This window comes from Pseudoalteromonas sp. PA2MD11 (assembly GCF_017808125.1).
In the GTDB taxonomy this organism is placed as follows: Bacteria; Pseudomonadota; Gammaproteobacteria; order Enterobacterales; family Alteromonadaceae; genus Pseudoalteromonas; species Pseudoalteromonas simplex.
The window spans coordinates 376,385-396,172 of the sequence record NZ_JADKNF010000001.1 but is presented as its reverse complement, the minus strand read 5'-3'; the positions used below and the strand labels follow the sequence as shown (position 1 = coordinate 396,172).

The 19,788-nt window shown below is 41.6% G+C and carries 19 protein-coding genes; 12 read left to right on the top strand and 7 right to left on the bottom strand.

All coding sequences use genetic code 11. The features are described from left to right. Positions 1–2: 2 nt before the first annotated feature. Positions 3–530, bottom strand: a complete 528-nt coding sequence (locus ISP07_RS01745; RefSeq protein WP_209326582.1) for a GspH/FimT family protein — start codon at positions 528–530, stop codon at positions 3–5. A 72-nt stretch (positions 531–602) separates the two neighbouring features. Beyond that, positions 603–1,151, bottom strand: a complete 549-nt coding sequence (locus ISP07_RS01740) for a GspH/FimT family pseudopilin (RefSeq protein WP_209326581.1) — start codon at positions 1,149–1,151, stop codon at positions 603–605. A gap of 139 nt (positions 1,152–1,290) precedes the next feature. Between ISP07_RS01740 and ISP07_RS01735 the strand changes: the two genes are divergently transcribed. Continuing rightward, a complete protein-coding gene (locus ISP07_RS01735) occupies positions 1,291–1,629 on the top strand; it encodes a P-II family nitrogen regulator (protein WP_054551748.1) in 339 nt (112 codons plus the stop codon). A 97-nt stretch (positions 1,630–1,726) separates the two neighbouring features. Here ISP07_RS01735 and ISP07_RS01730 read toward each other — a convergent pair whose 3' ends face one another. After that, the gene (locus ISP07_RS01730; RefSeq protein ID WP_054551747.1) at positions 1,727–2,485 is read right to left on the bottom strand and encodes an outer membrane protein assembly factor BamD; all 759 of its coding nucleotides are present in this window, start codon (positions 2,483–2,485) and stop codon (positions 1,727–1,729) included. Between the two features lie 129 nt (positions 2,486–2,614). Here ISP07_RS01730 and rluD point away from each other — a divergent pair, with 129 nt between their 5' ends. The 3 genes from rluD to clpB all read left to right on the top strand — a co-directional run bounded on the left by rluD (position 2,615) and on the right by clpB (position 6,995). After that, positions 2,615–3,592 carry a 23S rRNA pseudouridine(1911/1915/1917) synthase RluD gene (gene rluD, locus ISP07_RS01725; RefSeq protein WP_054551746.1) on the top strand — a complete coding sequence of 326 codons (978 nt, stop codon included), beginning with the start codon at positions 2,615–2,617 and terminating at the stop codon, positions 3,590–3,592. Positions 3,593–3,597: 5 nt separating this feature from the next. Further along, positions 3,598–4,320, top strand: a complete 723-nt coding sequence (gene pgeF / locus ISP07_RS01720) for a peptidoglycan editing factor PgeF (RefSeq protein WP_209326580.1) — start codon at positions 3,598–3,600, stop codon at positions 4,318–4,320. 98 nt (positions 4,321–4,418) lie between these two features. Next, complete coding sequence (clpB, locus tag ISP07_RS01715) at positions 4,419–6,995, top strand: ATP-dependent chaperone ClpB (protein ID WP_209326579.1); 2,577 nt, start codon at positions 4,419–4,421, stop codon at positions 6,993–6,995. A 60-nt stretch (positions 6,996–7,055) separates the two neighbouring features. Here clpB and ISP07_RS01710 read toward each other — a convergent pair whose 3' ends face one another. Next, positions 7,056–8,603 (bottom strand): methyl-accepting chemotaxis protein, encoded by a 1,548-nt coding sequence (locus ISP07_RS01710; RefSeq protein WP_209326578.1) that lies wholly within the window; start codon positions 8,601–8,603, stop codon positions 7,056–7,058. Between the two features lie 386 nt (positions 8,604–8,989). On the opposite strand from ISP07_RS01710, the gene gshA reads away from it, so the two are divergent. Beyond that, a complete protein-coding gene (gshA, locus tag ISP07_RS01705) occupies positions 8,990–10,564 on the top strand; it encodes a glutamate--cysteine ligase (RefSeq protein ID WP_209326577.1) in 1,575 nt (524 codons plus the stop codon). A gap of 136 nt (positions 10,565–10,700) precedes the next feature. Further along, positions 10,701–11,309 (top strand): hypothetical protein, encoded by a 609-nt coding sequence (locus tag ISP07_RS01700; protein ID WP_054551741.1) that lies wholly within the window; start codon positions 10,701–10,703, stop codon positions 11,307–11,309. Positions 11,310–11,353: 44 nt separating this feature from the next. On the opposite strand, the gene ISP07_RS01695 is transcribed toward ISP07_RS01700, so the two are convergent. From ISP07_RS01695 to ISP07_RS01685, 3 genes are all read right to left on the bottom strand, one after another. Next, positions 11,354–12,193: a mechanosensitive ion channel family protein gene (locus tag ISP07_RS01695; RefSeq protein WP_138601540.1), complete on the bottom strand. Its 840-nt coding sequence runs from the start codon at positions 12,191–12,193 to the stop codon at positions 11,354–11,356. Between the two features lie 164 nt (positions 12,194–12,357). Further along, positions 12,358–13,626, bottom strand: a complete 1,269-nt coding sequence (locus ISP07_RS01690) for an HlyC/CorC family transporter (protein WP_130051057.1) — start codon at positions 13,624–13,626, stop codon at positions 12,358–12,360. A gap of 61 nt (positions 13,627–13,687) precedes the next feature. After that, positions 13,688–14,491 carry a cytochrome C assembly family protein gene (locus ISP07_RS01685; protein ID WP_054551738.1) on the bottom strand — a complete coding sequence of 268 codons (804 nt, stop codon included), beginning with the start codon at positions 14,489–14,491 and terminating at the stop codon, positions 13,688–13,690. Positions 14,492–14,734: 243 nt separating this feature from the next. Between ISP07_RS01685 and ffh the strand changes: the two genes are divergently transcribed. The 6 genes from ffh (at position 14,735) to tyrA (ending at position 19,713) form a co-directional block, all read left to right on the top strand. Then, positions 14,735–16,111 carry a signal recognition particle protein gene (ffh, locus tag ISP07_RS01680; protein WP_209326576.1) on the top strand — a complete coding sequence of 459 codons (1,377 nt, stop codon included), beginning with the start codon at positions 14,735–14,737 and terminating at the stop codon, positions 16,109–16,111. A 240-nt stretch (positions 16,112–16,351) separates the two neighbouring features. Further along, positions 16,352–16,600: a 30S ribosomal protein S16 gene (gene rpsP, locus ISP07_RS01675; RefSeq protein ID WP_054551736.1), complete on the top strand. Its 249-nt coding sequence runs from the start codon at positions 16,352–16,354 to the stop codon at positions 16,598–16,600. 17 nt (positions 16,601–16,617) lie between these two features. Then, positions 16,618–17,151: a ribosome maturation factor RimM gene (gene rimM / locus ISP07_RS01670; protein ID WP_209326575.1), complete on the top strand. Its 534-nt coding sequence runs from the start codon at positions 16,618–16,620 to the stop codon at positions 17,149–17,151. Then, positions 17,151–17,918: a tRNA (guanosine(37)-N1)-methyltransferase TrmD gene (gene trmD, locus ISP07_RS01665; RefSeq protein WP_054551734.1), complete on the top strand. Its 768-nt coding sequence runs from the start codon at positions 17,151–17,153 to the stop codon at positions 17,916–17,918. The genes rimM and trmD overlap by 1 nt, the downstream gene beginning before the upstream one ends. Before the next feature lie 33 nt (positions 17,919–17,951). Further along, positions 17,952–18,311: a 50S ribosomal protein L19 gene (gene rplS, locus ISP07_RS01660; protein WP_054551733.1), complete on the top strand. Its 360-nt coding sequence runs from the start codon at positions 17,952–17,954 to the stop codon at positions 18,309–18,311. 268 nt (positions 18,312–18,579) lie between these two features. Beyond that, a complete protein-coding gene (gene tyrA / locus ISP07_RS01655) occupies positions 18,580–19,713 on the top strand; it encodes a bifunctional chorismate mutase/prephenate dehydrogenase (RefSeq protein WP_138601546.1) in 1,134 nt (377 codons plus the stop codon). Positions 19,714–19,788 lie beyond the last annotated feature (75 nt).

Genomic DNA, 19,788 nt, shown 5'->3' with positions numbered 1-19,788 from the left:
CTTTAGCATTTATCTGTATCAATTAATCTAACTCGGCCTATCGGGCTGACCTTAATTGCAAGCCCTTTGAGGCTTGCTTTACTATATTCAGGGCAGTAAATAAAAGTACCATTGCCTAATCCCATCGGCATACCCGCTGGACTAAACGTAACTGCATGACGTTGGTACGTCAGCATGTCAAACTTACTTATAGCTTCGATTTCCATTAGTTTAGTATCACCACTTTCAAATACACCTAGCACGCCTCTGTCTACAAAAACGGTTAACGATTTGTGCCATATAGCGTTGTTGCATCTGTTGTGTTTTAAGGCGCAGAAGGTGACATAGGCATCATTTGTTTGCGCTTTTAGGCGAGTAAACTGCAGCGCTCTTTTCACCGTTTGCATGTTGCTTTCTAAACGGTTTTTGGCCAGAAGTGGCTTATATTCAAATAAGACGAAATGCAGCAGGAGTGATAAAATTGATAACACTATTAGGCTTTCAATTAACGTCGCTCCATTGAGGCTGCGCAGAGTTGTAAATGCCTTCATCCTTGAAGACTCCAAAATTGCGACTGTTTATTTAACTATAATTCGAGAGTGTGGGCTGTCAATTTACCAAGCTTAATTACAGCCATCTTTCGTACTGTCGAGATATAAAGCAGTACCAGATTTGAAAACCTCAAGTTGTTTATTGTTATCATCATTAGATTTAGAGGGGCAGTAAGTGAATTTTCCTGGATTTGAAGTGAGCATACCGCTGGTATCGAATATTAAAGAGCGATCTCCTGAAAATGCTAACTGACTATTATCAGGTATTTCTTCCATTACCCTTAAAATGATATCGCCAACTTTTGGGTTGTATATACCATTTTGATTCGAATCGAAAAATACGAATACAGTGCCTTGACTCCAATCGTTTAGACATGGGACTCGTCTATTTCTTTCAATTCTTGACGTGTTTCCACTACAAACAACCACAACAGCATCGCTAGTAGTAGCTTTTGCTCTGGCAAAACTTAAATTGCGTTTAAGTTCTTGCAAATAGCTTTCCGCTCTATCATTTTCTAGTAGGTCTGAGCTATCCCAGATCGCAATAGTTGCAATAATACCTACGATAGCAATCGTGACCATTAACTCCAATAATGTAAAACCCTGTTGCAATGATTTCATTTTTGTCTCTATTTTGAATCACTTTGTTTAATAATATCATGATTGCTGATTTAATCACCGTAATTCATAGCTTTGTTTGCCATCAGCAATGGGATTGTCTAAAATCGAGGCAATCGAGAAATAATAAGTAACCAGTACAATGAAAAAAATCGAAGCAATTATTAAACCATTTAAGCTTGATGATGTACGCGAAGCATTATCAGATGTGGGCATCACAGGTATGACGGTAAGCGAAGTAAAAGGCTTTGGCCGTCAAAAAGGACACACCGAGCTTTATCGCGGTGCTGAGTATATGGTGGACTTTTTACCTAAGGTAAAATTAGATATCGTATTAAGCGATGAAGATGTTGATCGTGCTATCGATGTTATTGTTAAAACATCGCAAACAGGTAAAATTGGTGACGGTAAAATCTTTGTCACTGACGTTGAGCGTGTTGTACGTATTCGTACCGCTGAAGAAGATGAAGACGCGATTTAATTCCAACTGAAACTCGCACCTTGAGCTGGTTTGGGTATATTCGATCGCAAATATTAAAAAAGGCGCCTTAGGCGCCTTTTTTGCTTTTAGTTTATTTTTAACGCTTATTAGCTTCACGTGTTGCTTTAGCGTGTTCACTTAGCTCAGGTAAGCCAAGTTTGTTGTAGCTTTTTTCCATGATCTCAAGTGCTTGATCAAGGTAGCTGCTTTGTGAGTAGTGTTCAACCACGTATTTACCACGGTTTGCTGCAGCAAGGTACGCCTCTCGCTCATAGTAGTATTCTGCAACTTTTAACTCGTAGCGCGCCATTTTATTAAGTAACCATACTAAACGCTTTTTTGCTTCTGGTGCATAAGCACTGTTAGGAAAACGCTTTAAAAGCGTCGATAAATCAGTAAACGCAACACGAGTGCGGTTTGCATCCCTGTCAGCACGGTCTACACCAAAATATTCTTGGAATGCGTTTTCATCGGCTTTGATGTTTACCAAGCCACGCATGTAGTACATGTAATCTAAATCTTTGTGGTTTGGGTTTAAGCGAATAAAACGGTCGATTGTTGCGAGTGCTTGCTCAGTATTACCTGCTTGATAATGCGCATACACTAAGTCCATTTGTACTTGTTTTGATAAAGGACCAAAAGGGTAGCGAGAATCAATCGCACTTAATAGCTCAATTGCACGCGCATATAAGCCAGAATCTAATGTTTGTTTTGCATCTTCATATAAAGCTTGCGCAGATTTATTAGGAACGCGTTGGATATCTTCTTGATCGGGTGCTGATGAACAGGCACCTAAGCCAAGTACAGATACTGAAAAAACTATGGCGAACGCACGTTTCCCTATTTTATTTATCATTTTATTTCTTACCTTCGATGTCTTCGGCTAGGCCAAGTGAGGAAAACCGAGTAAACTATACGTATTATATTAAAGCGATTCTAACCCAGTCGAGCACAGCTTGCACTGGTAAATTGGGTAAAGTTACTAATGTCAGAGCAAATTTCTCTCCAAGCCGAGGTTCCAATTGACCTTGGCGGTAAACGTCTAGACCAAGTATTAGCGCAATTGTTCCCTGATTATTCTCGATCACGTATAAAAACGTGGATTTTGGATGATAAAATCACTGTAAACGGCGAAATATTAAACACGCCGCGCGAAAAACTACTCGGTGGCGAAATGGTGAGTGTAGAAACAACCATCGAAGCCCCTCGTGAATATGAGGCACAAAATATCAAATTAAACATCGTTTATGAAGACGATGATATTTTGGTAATTAATAAACCAATGGGATTAGTCGTTCATCCAGGTGCGGGTAACCCAGATGGCACGGTATTAAATGCTTTACTGCACCATTATCCTGATATTATTAATGTACCTCGTGCGGGTATTGTGCATCGTCTAGATAAAGACACCACTGGTTTAATGGTGGTGGCGAAAACAATTCCGGCACAAACACATTTAGTGTCTGCGCTACAAAAGCGTGAAAACTTCACCCGTGAATACGAAGCAATTTGTAATGGCACAATGACTGCTGGTGGCATGGTTGAAAAACCAATTGGTCGTCATGCAACAAAGCGTACTCACATGGCCGTGCATGAAATGGGCAAACCAGCGGTTACGCATTATCGTGTTGCAGAAAAATTCCGTGCACATACACGCTTACGTTTACGTCTAGAAACAGGCCGTACTCACCAAATCCGTGTACACATGGCTTATTTAAACCACCCATTAGTTGGCGATCAACTGTATGGTGGTCGCCCACGTCCGCCTAAAGGCGCGACGCCAGAGCTGTTTCAAATGCTACGCGACTTTAAACGCCAAGCATTGCATGCTGTAAAACTATCAATTGCACACCCAATTACGGGTGAGCTAATGACTTGGCAAGCCCCTATTCCAGATGATATGGCTGCAATGACAGAAGCATTACGCGCTGATACTAAAGCAAACCCAAATATCGAGTTTTAAGCGTTATGATCACACCAGCATGGACTGCCCCAAACACTGTTAGTGCATTGAGTACGACCCGAAAGGGCGGTGTATCAGTTGCACCCTTTGATAGTTTTAATGTGGGTTTACATGTTGGTGATGATGAGCAAGCCGTGCTTGCAAATCGCGCGTTACTTACAAATCAGCTGCCAAACCCTGCTGTGTGGTTAAACCAAACACATAGCAGCGATGTAGTCGTGATTGATGAAGAGTCTGATTTAAGTCTCGTGCGCTCTGCTGATGCACTCTACACCCGTTTAGTAAAGCAGCCGCTTGCTATAATGACTGCAGACTGTTTGCCGGTACTACTTTGTTCGAGTGTAGGCGATGAAGTCGCCGCTGTACATGGTGGCTGGCGTGGTTTAGCACAAGGTATAGTGGCAAACACAGTTTCGCATTTTCAAGCGCCAGCGAGCGATATTATTGCTTGGTTAGGCCCTGCCATTGGTCCTTCGCAATTTGAAGTCGGGCCAGAAGTAAAAGAGTGTTTTTGCTCACAAAACCCAGTGCATCAACAAGCTTTTACAGCCAAGCACGAAAAATACATGGCTGATATCTACTTACTGGCACGTCAGCAACTGGCACAATTAGGGGTGGTTAAAATATATGGTGGTGAGTACTGTACCGTCACTGATAAATCACAGTTTTTCTCTTATCGCCGCGACGGACAAACAGGCCGTATGGCTAGCTTGATCTGGCGCAATTAATACGCCTTTTATACGATTAAATTTTCTTCTTTTACTTGAACAAATCACTAAGCATACCCATTAATTAAGCAATTAGATTTTTTAATAGGTAAACCCTTATGCGTTTAGATAGATTTACAAGTAAATTTCAATCTGCGCTTTCAGATGCGCAGTCATTAGCACTTGGGCGCGATCATCAATTTATTGAGCCTGTGCATTTAATGTATTCATTGCTTCAGCAAAATGGTTCAAGCGTGCGTGCGCTACTTGCGCAAGCAGGTGTCAGTGCTGATGAGTTAAATACCAAGTTATCTCAAGAAATCGAAAAACTGTTTAAAGTTGAAGGTATTGGTGGTGATGTTCAGCTGTCAAATAACCTGATTTCGTTAATTAACTTGTGTGATAAGTATGCTCAAAAGCGAAAAGATAAATTCATTTCGAGTGAGTTATTTGTCCTTGCAGCGTGTGACGATAAAGGTCCATTAGGCGATATTTTTAAAGCGCTGAATATTACTTCTAGCAAAATTGAAGCGGCTATTGAGGCTATTCGTGGTGGTCAGAAGGTTGACGACCCAAATGCTGAAGAAACCCGTCAGGCATTAAAAAAATTCACCATCGATTTAACTGAACGAGCAGAGCAAGGTAAGCTTGACCCTGTTATTGGCCGTGATGACGAAATTCGTCGTACGATCCAAGTATTACAACGCCGTACTAAAAATAATCCGGTATTAATTGGTGAGCCGGGCGTAGGTAAAACAGCCATTGCCGAAGGCCTTGCGCAGCGAATTATCAATGGTGAAGTACCTGAGGGCTTAAAAAACAAGCGAGTATTATCGCTTGATTTAGGTGCTTTGGTTGCGGGTGCTAAATACCGTGGTGAATTTGAAGAGCGTTTAAAATCAGTATTGAATGAACTTGCCAAAGAAGAAGGTCAAGTCATCCTTTTTATTGATGAAATTCATACTATGGTAGGCGCAGGTAAAACAGACGGTGCAATGGATGCGGGTAATATGTTAAAGCCTGCACTTGCCCGTGGTGAGTTACATTGCGTGGGTGCCACGACCCTTGATGAGTATCGTCAATACATCGAAAAAGATGCGGCACTTGAGCGTCGTTTCCAAAAAGTGTTTGTTGATGAACCATCGGTTGAAGACACCATTGCGATTTTACGTGGTTTAAAAGAGCGTTATGAGCTGCATCACTCAGTTGATATTACCGATCCGGCTATTGTTGCTGCGGCGCAGTTGTCGCACCGTTACATCAGCGATCGCCAATTACCAGATAAGGCAATAGATTTAATTGACGAAGCGGGTTCTTCAATTCGTTTGCAAATTGACTCAAAACCAGAGTCTTTAGATAAGCTTGAACGTCGTATTATTCAGTTAAAACTGGAAGACAATGCGCTGGCGAAAGAAAAAGACGAAGCGAGTCAAAAGCGCCGCACCGAAATGCAAGAGCTGATCACTGAACTTGAAGCACAATACCGCGAGCTAGACGAAGTGTGGAATGCCGAGAAGGCCTCATTGCAAGGCACGCAAGTTATTAAAGCTGAGCTTGAGCAAGCGCGCCTTGATTTAGAAGTGGCACGTCGTGCTAGTGATTTACAGCGCATGTCTGAACTACAATATGGTCGTATACCTGAGCTTGAGCGTAAACTCGACCTTGCTTCGCAAGCTGAAATGCAAGAAATGAGCTTGCTTAAAAACCAAGTAGGTGAAGACGAAATTGCGGAGATTTTATCGCGCTGGACAGGCATTCCGGTATCGAAAATGCTGCAAGGTGAACGTGAAAAACTACTGCAAATGGAAGATCAATTACATCACAAAGTGATTGGTCAAGATGAAGCCGTTGTCGCTGTTGCGAATGCAATTCGTCGCTCTCGTGCTGGGCTTGCTGATCCAAATCGCCCAATCGGTTCATTTCTATTCTTAGGCCCAACAGGGGTGGGTAAAACTGAGCTGACAAAAGCACTAGCCAGCTTTATGTTTGACACTGAAGATGCCATGGTGCGCATTGATATGTCGGAGTTTATGGAGAAACACTCGGTGGCACGTTTAGTCGGTGCACCTCCGGGTTATGTTGGCTATGAAGAGGGCGGCTATTTAACTGAAGCTGTACGCCGTCGTCCGTATTCAGTCATTTTATTGGATGAGGTCGAAAAAGCGCACCCTGATGTATTTAACATCTTACTGCAAGTGCTTGATGATGGCCGCTTAACAGATGGTCAGGGTCGCACCGTTGATTTTAAAAATACGGTGATCATCATGACCTCTAACTTGGGTTCAGATATTATCCAAGAGCAAGCGGGTTCAAATGATTATGCCGGGTTGAAAGAAAAAGTGATGGGTGTATTGGTCAGTCAGTTCCGCCCTGAGTTTATTAACCGCATCGACGAAACCGTGGTATTCCACCCACTTGCTAATGAGCACATTAAAGAAATTGCTGATATTCAGTTAAGTAAGCTACGTGAGCGATTAACTGAAAAAGGCTACATTCTTGAAGTTACAGATGCAGCTTTAGACCGCATCGCAGAAAGTGGTTTTGATCCTGTGTATGGTGCAAGGCCTTTAAAACGTGCTATTCAACATACCATTGAAAACCCATTAGCACAGCGATTATTAGGCGGGGATTACCAGCCAGGTGCCATCATTCATATTGATGCTGATGAGAATGGACTTGTATTCTCTAGTCGATAATTAGCATTAAAAACAAAAAGCCGCATCGATAATGATGCGGCTTTTTTGTATTAATCAGCTTTAAACTTTAAAGGTTAATAGCATATCGTTTACTTTGCGTGAGCCTTCAACAAGTCCCGCTGCATCTTTCGCTACGTTGTAACTATGCTTTAAGTTTTCTTCGCTATGACCTCTGATACTTTCAACATTTTCACGAATATCGGCGCTGACAACTTGTTGTTCCTCAGCAGCTGTTGAGATCTCAGTGGCAAGACCTGATATTTCATTGATCTGTGCAAAAATGCTCGCAAGCTCAGTTTGTGTATGGGCGGTGGTATCAACACACGAGTCTGCTTGCTCTTTTGTTGATTGCATCACTTTAGACCAGCTAAATAATGTATCTTGAATCTCTTTAATCGAGCTATGAATTTGCGCTGTCGCATTTTGAGTGCGTGAAGAAAGTGCACGGACTTCATCTGCTACAACCGCAAAACCTCTACCATGTTCACCTGCGCGTGCTGCTTCAATGGCGGCATTCAGTGCTAATAAGTTTGTTTGTTCGGCAATGCCTTCAATCTCACTCATCACTTGGCCAATTTTGTCTGCTTCACTAGCTAGAGAGTTAGCGGTGCTTGCTGCTTGTTCAACCTGGTTAGCCAGATCAGACACCATACTGCTGTTATCTTCAATATGCAGTTTGATATCGTTACAGCTTTGGTAAGTCGTTTTAACCTTATCAGCAGTGTGATGTGTATTTGCAGAAATCTCACCAATAGTTGCACTCATTTGTGTCATTGCCGTAGCAATGTCACTTAAGCGTTGTCCTTGTGCCGCAATGCCTTGCTCAGTTAGTGACGATTGCTTGTCTAAGTTAGTGGCGATATCTTTAAACGAGTACGTAGAGTCTTTAACACGACCGAGCACCGTTCTGAGCTTTGCAAACAGCATTTGCTGATTGTAGGCAGCAATACTAAAAGGGTGTGAACCGCAATAGACGTAACGTGAGACAGAATCAAATTCTGCACGTTGCTGCTTTAAATGGCTAGGCGTAACTACCAGTTCGTCATAATTTAGAGCAAAAAGTAGCGCTATAAGCGCACATGCGGCTAAAGCAACCAACCATGACGCGGCCACAGCTAAACCAACAATACCTGCAACCAATAAAATCGCAGACACTATTTGTCTTAGTGAAATATTCTCACGCAATGATGCGATTGATTTACCATCATTAATTTTAGTGTAGAGCGCTTTTGCACGACTCTTTAATTGCTCAGTTGGTTTGGTACGTACAGATTGATAGCCAACTAACTGCCCATGTTCGTAAATTGGCGTTACGAACGCATCGACCCAATAGTAGCGACCATCTTTGCAGCGGTTCTTCACCATGCCACGCCAAGAGTGACCTTGTTTTAGTTTTTCCCACATCTCTTTAAATGCCGCTTTGGGCATATCTGGGTGGCGAACTATGTTATGGTTTTTTCCGAGAAGTTCTTCTTCGCTGTAACCAGCAATAGCACAAAATTCCTTATTTACGTATGTGATAACACCACGTAAGTCAGTGGTAGAGACAAGCTCTTGATTGTCAGAGTATGTTACTTCCTGATTAATGATTTCTTGCCCACGACGCATATGAGTCCTTGAAATATACTTTTTTATGGTGCGCGGATTATAAACTCAGAAAAATGTAAGGGAAGAGCTTGAGGATTGATCTTTGTTAAACTTTTAAAAATTGTTTAAGAGAATTGATCTAGAACAATAACGAAGCAGAAAAAATATGGTTGCTCTAGTTCTTTAGTATTGGATGAAAGAATTGTTATCTTGTTTCGGTCTTTGTTTGCACTAATAAAATTTATACTCGTCACAGCGGTCACTAAAGCAATTGTATAATATGACTTACAGTGGCAAGATTAACTTTCAGTGTAAGGACTTTTCAGAAACTTATAATTGGCTCTTGAGTAATTATTTTTAGCCCCCATACACTTAGGATTAAAGCCACCTGGCTCGAGGAAGCATTTTTGATAAAACATGATTTAAATAAAACGCTAGCAGCGTTAACAGCTCAATTTCCTAACGCAATTAATGGGATTAAACGTGGTATCGAGCGAGAAGCTTTAAGGATCAAACCAAGTGGTCACATATCAAAGCTGGGGCATCCAAAAGGCGTGGGGAGTGCGCTAACTAATGAGCATATCACGACTGACTTTTCTGAATCTTTGCTAGAATTTATCACTCCAGTGAGCACATCAGCTGAGCAAACCCTAGCCCAGCTAAAAGACTTACAAAAGTTCACATTGTCACATATGAATGATGAACTTCTATGGCCGATTAGTATGCCATGTTTTATTGAGCATCAAGACGACATTGTATTGGCGCAGTTTGGTGATTCAAATATAGGGCGTATGAAAACACTTTATCGTGAAGGCCTTAAAAATCGTTATGGCAGTATGATGCAAGCGATTGCTGGTGTTCACTTTAATATTTCATTTCCTGAAACCTTATGGCAGAGCTTATATCAGCTAAATGAAAGTAAAGTAAGCTTGTCGGACTTTATATCACAAGGTTATTTAGGTCTGATCCGCAATTTTAAGCGTGAGCTTTGGCTTATCAGTTATTTGTTTGGTGCTTCACCGGCTTTGTGTAATTCGTTTCTACAAGGGCGTGAAACAGATTTACCCTTTAAAAAATTAGGTAAAGGCACGCTTTATTTAGAAGTCGGTACAGCACTACGTCTGGGAAATCTTGGCTACACAAATAGTGCACAATCGTCTTTACGTGTTATGTATAACTCATTAGAAGAATATGTGGCTGGGTTAAAAGAAGCAATCCACTTATCTTCGGATTTGTATGGTCATCTTGATGATTATAAAAGTGCTGAACCAAAGCAGTTAAACAAAAACATACTGCAAATCGAAAACGAGTTTTACTCGCCAATTCGTCCTAAGCGTAATGCAGCTTCGGGTGAAACACCGACTGATGCGTTGTTACGTGGCGGTATAGAATATATAGAAGTACGTGCATTGGATGTTAATCCGTTTAGTGAAACTGGAATTGATCTACAGCAAATCCGCTTCTTAGATGTTTTCTTAACCTATTGCCTATTAAGCGAATCTCCAGAAATGGATTGGCAAGAGCAAAAATTAAGTACTGCAAATTTAGATGCGGTCGTTAATGATGGTCGTGATCCAGAGTTAATGTTAACAAAAGAGGGGCGGGCGACTAGCTTAACTGAGTGGGCGCATGCTATTTTTGATAAATTACACCCAGTAGCACAGTACATGGATAAAGCTTACGGTGTGAGCTATTACTCTGAAACTATAAAAGAAATGGTAACCTGGGTCGAGGATCCTAGTAAAACCTTTTCTGGTAGATATGTAGCAGCACTTGCAAATGAAAACCAGGATAATGATCATTTCGCTTTAGCACTTGCACAGCAGTACAAGCAAAGTCACCTTGATGCAGATTACCAATTTTATGATCAAACATTTTTGGCAGAACAAGCGGCTGACTCGGTGCTTAAAGAGCGTGAAGTTAAAGCGGCAGACAGTGTATCTTTCACTGCATTTTTAGATGACTATTTTTCTAAAGCTTAGTATGTTGTAGGCATAAAAAAACGCAGCCTAGGGAGGCTGCGTCAAAGATTCTTCAGGGATGAAACAATGCTATACTGCTGCATTCATAAGTTCAGACTGACCTGATGAGAAAAAGTTCAGCGAGATCCATAAAAAAATGAAAAAAAGTATAATTATTTTATCGCTGGCCGCATCATTGGCTGGTTGTGCAACGGCTCCTCCTGAGCAACCTCATGATATTTGTAAAATTTTTGAAGAAAAACCCGATTGGTATTACGATGCCCGTGATGCACAAGAAAAATGGGGCTCGCCAAAACATGTACTGATGAGCATGATGTATCAAGAAAGTTCATTTCGTCATGATGCAGCGCCGCCAATGGAGTACTTCTTGTGGGTAATTCCAATCGGCCGTGCCAGCTCGGCATATGGCTACTCACAAGCAAAAACCCCAACATGGTCTGATTACATTCGCGAAACAGGTAATAGCGGTGCAGACAGAGATGATTTTGACGATGCAATCGATTTTATGGCTTGGTTCGTTTACAAAACCCATAAAGTAAATGGTATATCAAAGTGGGATGCCTATGCGCAGTACCTTAATTATCACGAAGGGTGGGGCGGCTATAAGCGAGGCACATACAAAAGTAAGAAGTGGCTAATGAGTGTTGCAAATAAAGTTAAACATCGAGCAAGCCGCTATGGCGCTCAACTTAAAAAATGTGAAGCAGATTTAGATAAGAACTGGTTTGAGCGTTTATTTAGTTAATACATAAATAAAAAGCCCGCATCAATTAGCGGGCTTCTTTTTCTTTATTTACCAGGAAACTGGTGAATATGAACATCCCTTTGCGGGAATGGAATAGTAATATCAGCAGCGTCGAAGGCAATTTTAACTCGCTCGTACAAGCCAAAATACACTGGCCAGTAGTTATCAGACTCTACCCACGCCCATACCAACATGCCAATATGGCTTTCACCGTGCTGGCTAACATGAACAGATGGTTTCTTATCTTCAATGTCTTTTAATACCAAATCATAATCATCAAGCACGCTCATAAGCACATCACGTGCTTTATGAACATCATCTCCGTAACTAATACCAAATTCGATTGCAACACGGTGTAGAGGTTCTGCGAACTTATTCTTAACGCAGCCGTTTGATAGCGTGCCATTAGGGATAATGATTTTTTCGTTGTCGTAGGTGAGTAAAACGGTGACAAAAATTTGTATTTCAACAACTTTCCCCATATAGCCTTGTGCTTCGATTACATCACCCACTTTAAAAGGTTTAAAGAATAAAATAAGCACGCCACCTGCAAAGTTAGCAAGGCTACCTTGTAGTGCCATGCCCACCGCAAGGCCAGCAGCACCTAGCATTGCAATAAATGACGTGGTTTCTATACCAATCATCGAAGCAACAGAGATCAGTAATAGTATTTTTAGAATGACTGAGATAAAAGAGACTAAAAAGTGCGTAAGGCCAACTTCGAATTTGACCTTATTCATTGATTTTTCAGCCATATTGGCAATACGACCAATTAGCCACCAACCTATGATTAGAACCAAAATTGCCAGAATAAACTTCGGCCCGTAAAGCATCAGTAATTCAATGGCTTGGTTATAGATTTTCTCGATCGATATTTCGTCCATTATTTTCCCTTTTATATCAATATATGCAAAAGAAAATAATAGTAGAGGAATTTGTGTTTGGTTGTGCGGGTTAGCTTTTAAAATGTGAATCTTCAGAGGTAATTAAGCTATAAGTAGCAAAAAGGAGTAGCAAGCTACTCCTTTTGTTTAGGTTAAGTTGAAAGCTATTCAGTGCGTTTACTTGGAATAACTTTAACTAACTTCACCATATTTTCTTTTATCTCAATAACTTCAATAGGGTAGCCGGCAATACGCAAGCTTAGGTTTGAGTCTGGGATGTCCTCTAAGTATTCAACAATTAAACCACTTAGCGTTTTCGGGCCATCAATCGGTAGCTCCCAACCCATTTCTTTATTTAAATCACGAATATTAGCACCGCCATCAACAAGTACTGAGCCATCATCTTGCTCTGTTACTTCTTCACTCGGTGTACGCGTTTGCGTTGTAGTGAAATCACCCACAACTTCTTCAAGAATATCTTCAAGTGTTACTAGACCTTGAATATCACCATACTCATCAACGACTAAGCCAATACGCTCTTTTGATTGCTGGAACTTAAGTAGTTGCGTGTTCAGTGATGTGCCTTCAGGAATAAAGTAAATTTCACGTACCGCACGCAGTAGTGATGGTTTATCAAACTGCTCTTTAGTTAATAGGCGCAGTGCATCACGTGAGTGAATAAAGCCAACAGCATCATCAATTTGGTCACGATACAACAAAACGCGAGTGTGCTGTGCATGAGTAAGTTGGCGGCTGATAAGCTTCCAGTCATCATTGATATCGATAGCAACAATTTCGTTGCGTGGGATCATGATATCTTCAACAGTGACTTGCTCTAAATCTAAAATTGAAGTCAGCATGCTTTGGTGGCGAGCAGGTAATAGTGCACCTGATTCGTTCACCACAGTTTTTAGTTCTTCTTTACTTAAGCTGTGCTCTTCAATTTGTGCTGTAGTAATACCAAACAAGCGTAACATGCCGTTGGTCATCCAGTTTACAATAACCACAAATGGGAAAAGGATTTTCAAAAGGCCTTTAAGTACAATTGAACTTGGAAAAGCAACCTTCTCTGGGTAGAGCGCAGCAAGTGTTTTTGGCGTTACTTCGGCAAAGATTAAAACAACCAGCGTTAGCGCGCCGGTTGCAATAGCGATACCGAGATCACCATACAAACGAATACCAATAATCGTTGCAACCTGTGCTGCAGCGATATTTACAAGGTTATTACCAATTAAGATCAGACCAATGAGTCTGTCAGGGCGACTTAATAGTTTGCTGACACGCTTCGCTGCACGGTGATCTTCTTTAGCAAGATGACGCAGGCGAATACGGTTGATTGACATAATTCCAGTTTCAGAACCAGAAAAATAAGCAGAAATAAGTATCAATAATCCCAATATAATAAACAGGGTACTAGTCGATATGTCGTCCAAGGATGGATCCTTTTTTTATAAATCAGTGCATATTAAGCTAGAGACAGCTTGCTGAGTCAAGTTAAAACTTATTTAGAACCACTTCTTGGATGAAACGGCTGCCAAAATAAGCAAGTGACAAGATAAAAGCGGCTATCATGATCGAAAACACCACAGGCTTTCCACGCCAGCCTTGGCGTAAATGACCTACAGTGACCACGGTGAAAATGAGCCAAGCAATTAATGATAAGACTGTTTTGTGGATAAACTCACTGGCAAACATTCCTTCTAAGAAGATAAACCCAGAAAGGAGAGCAAAAGTCAGTAAGATAGTACCCAGCGTGAGTAATTGATATAGCTGACGCTCAACAACCATTAAAGGCGGAAGATGGCTGTGAACAATTGCCAAGTCTTTGCGCTTTAGGCGTTTATCAATAAAGTAAAACTGTACTGCATAAAGTGTTGAAATTATCAAAACACAGTAGGCTAGCAGTGATAAGGATATGTGAGTAACTAAACCAAGTTCAACATCGATTGATTGCAAAATCACATGATGCGGGATAAATAAGCTGGCAAGAGTCAGTAAGGCAGCAAAACCATACACAACTGGCAACAATAAAGTTGCAGGGAATTTGAGAGACACAGCAGTCACCGACACCACAATGACCCAACAGGTTAATAAAGCAACGTTGACGATACTTAAATCTTGACCGTCAGCACGAAAAACTGAATTAACCAGTAATAGCATATGAGCAAGGATAGCCACAGTGCTAAGAATCACTGTGAGTTTTTGGCTTGGACCTTGTTTGTGGAAAAGGCGTGATAGCACATGTGACGTTGCTAACACATAAAACAAACTAGCAATAATAGTTAAACTAATAATCATCGTGTTTTGGCCACTTAATTTATATCGATAAATCCTTGTTTCTTTGATGCCATTGTATTTTATAGCAAGGCAAAAGCATAGAGTTTGTAAAAAGAAACTCAAACTGCACACTTGAACACTGTATTGTCGACCACCATTTACGGTATACTGCTAGGAATTAAATTTTAATATTGCCTGTATTGTCACCAAACTTGTTTGATTTATGTACATTGCAGGTGCAACACGTTTTATCGGAACCTTTACATGTTTGAGAATCTCCAAGAACGCTTAGGTAAAACCTTAAAAAATATCAGTGGCCGCGGACGCCTAACTGAAGACAATATAAAAGATACATTACGCGAAGTCCGCATGGCATTTTTGGAAGCGGACGTTGCATTACCTGTTGTTCGTGAATTCGTTAAGCAAGTTAAAGAACGCGCCGTAGGTGTTGAGGTAACAAAAAGCTTAAGCCCTGGCCAAGTCTTTATTAAGATCGTTCGTGAAGAACTTGAAAAAGCCATGGGTGAAGCTAACGAAGAGCTAAGCCTTAATGCACAGCCGCCAGCGGTCGTGATGATGGCGGGTTTACAAGGTGCTGGTAAAACGACCAGTGTTGGTAAACTAGCTAAATTCTTAAAAGAGCGTAAAAAGAAGTCTGTATTAGTTGTGAGTGCCGACGTTTATCGTCCGGCAGCAATCAAACAGCTTGAAACACTGGCTGATGAAGTGGGTGTTGAGTTCTTCCCAAGTGACATTTCACAAAAGCCGGTTGATATCGCAAACAACGCGATTTCTCACGCGAAGAAAAAATTCATTGATGTGGTATTAGTTGATACTGCAGGTCGTTTACACGTCGATAACGACATGATGGACGAGATCAAAGCACTTCACAATGCGATTAACCCAATCGAAACCTTATTCGTTGTTGATGCGATGACAGGTCAAGATGCGGCAAACACTGCAAAAGCATTTGATGAAGCGCTTCCTCTAAGTGGTGTGATCTTAACCAAGACGGATGGTGATGCTCGTGGTGGTGCTGCATTATCGATTCGTCATATTACCGGTAAGCCAATTAAGTTTATGGGTGTAGGTGAGCGCACTGATGCTCTTGAACCATTCCACCCTGACCGTATTGCTTCTCGTATCCTAGGTATGGGTGATGTACTTTCATTAATCGAAGAAGTCGAAATGAAAGTAGATAAAGAGAAAGCCGCTAAAGTTGCCGAAAAAGTATTTAAAGGTGATGGTTTCACATTAGATGACTTTGCTGAGCAACTTCGTCAGATGAAGAACATGGGCGGTATGATGTCGATGCTAGATAAGCTGCCAGGCATGCAAAACCTACCAGACGCTGTAAAAGGCCAGATGGGTGATAAAACTTTCGTACAAATGGAAGCTATCATCAACTCTATGACGCCAAAAGAGCGTGCTCGCCCAGAAATCATCAAAGGCTCACGTAAAAAACGTATTGCTGCAGGTTCTGGCACTCAGGTGCAAGAAATCAATAAACTGCTTAAGCAATTTACGCAAATGCAGAAGATGATGAAGAAGATGAAAGGCAAAGGTGGCATGAAGAAAATGATGCGCGGCATGAAAGGCATGTTACCACCAGGGATGATGGGTGGCGGCCCTAAATTTTAATAGTGCTGTTTATTAAGTGTATAAAAAGGAGCATATAGCTCCTTTTTTTGTAGATAATTTATGCGTAGTTGTTAGCTGCATGTAAGATTTAAAGCCCAGATCAGTGTTTAATCAACTAAACTTACAATTTGCAGCAGTTCTTACTTGCAATGTTGCAAAAAACTCGTACAATTCCCCAGCTTCCCGTATTGGGGAGTAAATCTTATTAATGAAAACAGTCAATCTAATGTAGAGGACGGTATGGTAACTATTCGTTTGCAACGTGGTGGCGCTAAAAAACGCCCTTTCTATCAAATTGTGGTTGCGGATAGCCGTTTCTCGCGTGACGGTCGCTTCATCGAGAAAGTAGGTTTCTTTAACCCAATCGCTTCTGGTCAGGAAGAAAAAGTACGTTTAGATTTATCTCGTGTTGATCACTGGGTAGGTCAAGGCGCATCTCTTTCAGATCGCGTAGCTAAGTTAGTTAAAGACGCTCGTAAAGCGGCTTAATAGGCGTAAGAGTAACCATGAGTCAAGAGAACACCTCGTATATTACAGTAGGAAAGCTCGGTGCCCCGTATGGTATAAAGGGCTGGCTTAAGGTGCATTCATTTACTGATGATCCCGAAGGGATCTTCGATTTCAGCCCATGGTTGATAGGGCAACAAGGTAAATGGCAGACCTTAGAAGTGGTCGACTGGCGTCGCCACAACAAAGGCTTTATCGCTAAAGTTGCGCAAGTAAACGACCGAGACGAAGCAATGGCTTTAACCAATGTAGAAATCTCAGTGGATGCAGCGCAGCTACCAGAATTACCGCAAGGTGAATTCTATTGGCGAGATCTGATCGGCATGTCTGTTATAACTGATAAAGGTTATAACTTAGGCACTGTTGATGACCTAATGGAGACAGGGTCAAATGACGTTTTGGTTGTGAAAGCAAACAAAAAAGATGCATTTGGCCAAGCAGAGCGTTTAATTCCTTTCTTAACAGATTCTGTTATTAAAGAAGTTAAACATGATGCAAGAGAAATTACCGTAGACTGGGACCCAGGGTTTTAATGTCACAAACGAGTTCGCTATGGGTAGGGGTGATAAGCCTTTTCCCGGACATGTTTGATGCGATTACCACCCAAGGGGTAACAGGTCGCGCAGTTAAAAATGGTCTAATCGACTTTAACTGTTGGAACCCACGTGACTATGCTACTGATAAGCATAGAACTGTGGATGATCGTCCTTACGGGGGCGGTCCTGGCATGTTAATGATGGTTGAACCATTGAAACAAGCTATCCTTGACGCCAAAAAAGCGGCAGGTGATGGTGCAAAAGTAATTTATATGTCCCCGCAAGGGCGCAAATTAGATCAGCAAGGTGCAAGCGAGCTTGCACAATCAGAAAAGCTGATTTTAATTGCAGGTCGCTATGAAGGTATAGATGAGCGAATCATAGAATCATACGTTGACGAAGAATGGTCAATTGGTGATTTTATTTTAAGTGGTGGTGAGCTACCCGCGATGACGCTAATTGATGCAGTAGCACGATTAGTACCAGGGGTGTTAGGTCATAACCAGTCAGCTGAGCAGGATTCATTTTCGAATGGCTTGCTTGATTGTCCTCACTATACACGGCCAGAGACATTGGATGATAAACAGGTGCCTGCTGTATTACTCAGCGGAAACCACCAAGAAATCGCTAAGTGGCGCACAAAGCAATCACTTGGTAGAACTTGGCTTCGTCGTCCTGACTTGTTGCATAACCTAGCTCTGACTGAGGAGCAAGCGGCACTCCTTGCTGAATTTCAGCAAGAGTACCAACAAGCTTGTGGCTAGAAGACAGTTACACCTAGGAAAGTGAGAAATATAATGGCAAAAGTAAACCAAAATATTATTAAAGCGCTTGAAGAAGAGCAGCTTAAAACAGACGTACCAGCATTCGGCGCTGGTGATACAGTAGTTGTACAGGTACGTGTAAAAGAAGGTAACAAAGAGCGTCTACAGGCCTTTGAAGGTGTTGTAATCGCTAAGCGTAATCGTGGTCTTCACTCAGCATTCACAGTTCGTAAAATCTCGAGCGGTGAAGGTGTTGAGCGTGTATTCCAAACGCACAGCCCTCTTATCGATAGTATCTCAGTTAAACGTCGCGGTGCAGTTCGCCGTGCGAAACTTTACTATCTACGTGAGCGTTCTGGTAAATCTGCACGTATTAGAGAAAAACTTAACTAATACGCGCTGTTTTACAACGCAAAATAAAACGGGTTGCAGCCTTAGGTTGCAACCCGTTTTGGTTTTTATACTACAAAAATAATTTACCTCTCTGAGAAATACTCCCTTCTAACCTATCTACTTACTCCTATTTATCCCTTTATAAGCTATGCTACAAGAACGTTGGGGCTTTGTGCTTTGGCTGTTATCCTGTTACTATAATTTGTATTAAAAGCTTTACTTTTTTGTATATAAATATTTACGTTTATAGGGTTTGAGGTGTGGTAACGTGGTAACAGTGAATGATCTAGCTGATTTAAGAGCAGGAATAGATGAATGTGATGCGCAATTGGTGGCATTACTGGCAAAGCGTAATGGGATTACAGAAAAAATAGGCGCAATTAAGCAACAAATCGGTGCACCATTACATGCCCCAGATCGCGAGGCTGAGTTACTTGCAGCTCGTCGTCAAGAAGCTGTCGCACAAGGGGTTAACCCTGAGTTAGTTGAAGATATATTGCGTCGTATGATGCGTGAAGCGTATCAAAACCAACAAGGTAGCCTTGCCTGTGTTGCACCCCAATTATCACCCATTGTAATTGTGGGTGGTGAAGGTGCCATGGGCCAGCTATTTGCTCAACAATTTACTCGTTCAGGTTATGAAGTTCGTATTTTAGATAAAGCACAGCAAGCACAAAGTGAAACGATATTAAAAGGGGCAAAATTGGTTCTTGTCAGTGTGCCAATTAATGCGCTTGAGCAAGTCGTCGCAGCGCTACCGACACTTGATGATGACTGTTTGCTGGTTGATATTACCTCTGTTAAGCAAAAACCTTTAAAAGCACTTATGGCGGCTCATAGCGGCCCGGTTGTTGGCTTACACCCGATGTTTGGTCCAGATATTTCACACTGGGTAAAACAAACGGTGGTCGTGTGTGAGGGGCGAGATCATGAAGTAGCTAAAGGGTTAATGGCACAACTACAAGTTTGGGGCTGCCAAGTAGTTGAAATGGATGCTAAAAAACACGATGAAGCAATGCAGATCATTCAGGTTATGCGCCACTTAACAACTTTTGTATATGGCCAGTTTCTTGCCAAGCAAAGCCATACACTTGCAGAGCTTCGCAGCTGCTCATCACCCATTTATCAGTTAGAGTTAATGATGGTCGGGCGCTTATTTGCCCAATCGCCAGAGCTATACTCTGACATCATGTTAGCACAATTCGACGATGTAGAAGCACTGCTTGCCAACTACCAAGATACTTTTGCAGACACGCTAGAAAAGCTAAAAGCAGGGGATAAAGCATCATTGATTGCCGCATTTGCTGATGCAAAAGAATACTTCTCTGATGCAACTGCACATTTCTTAACGCAAAGCCGCAGCTTACTCAACAAAGCAAACGACGCGAAAGTGCTTGACTAAACAGCTAATCTAGCAAAAAAGAGCTCTAGCAAAAAAGCCCGCATCAAGCGGGCTTTTTAGTTGCAAATGTTTTGT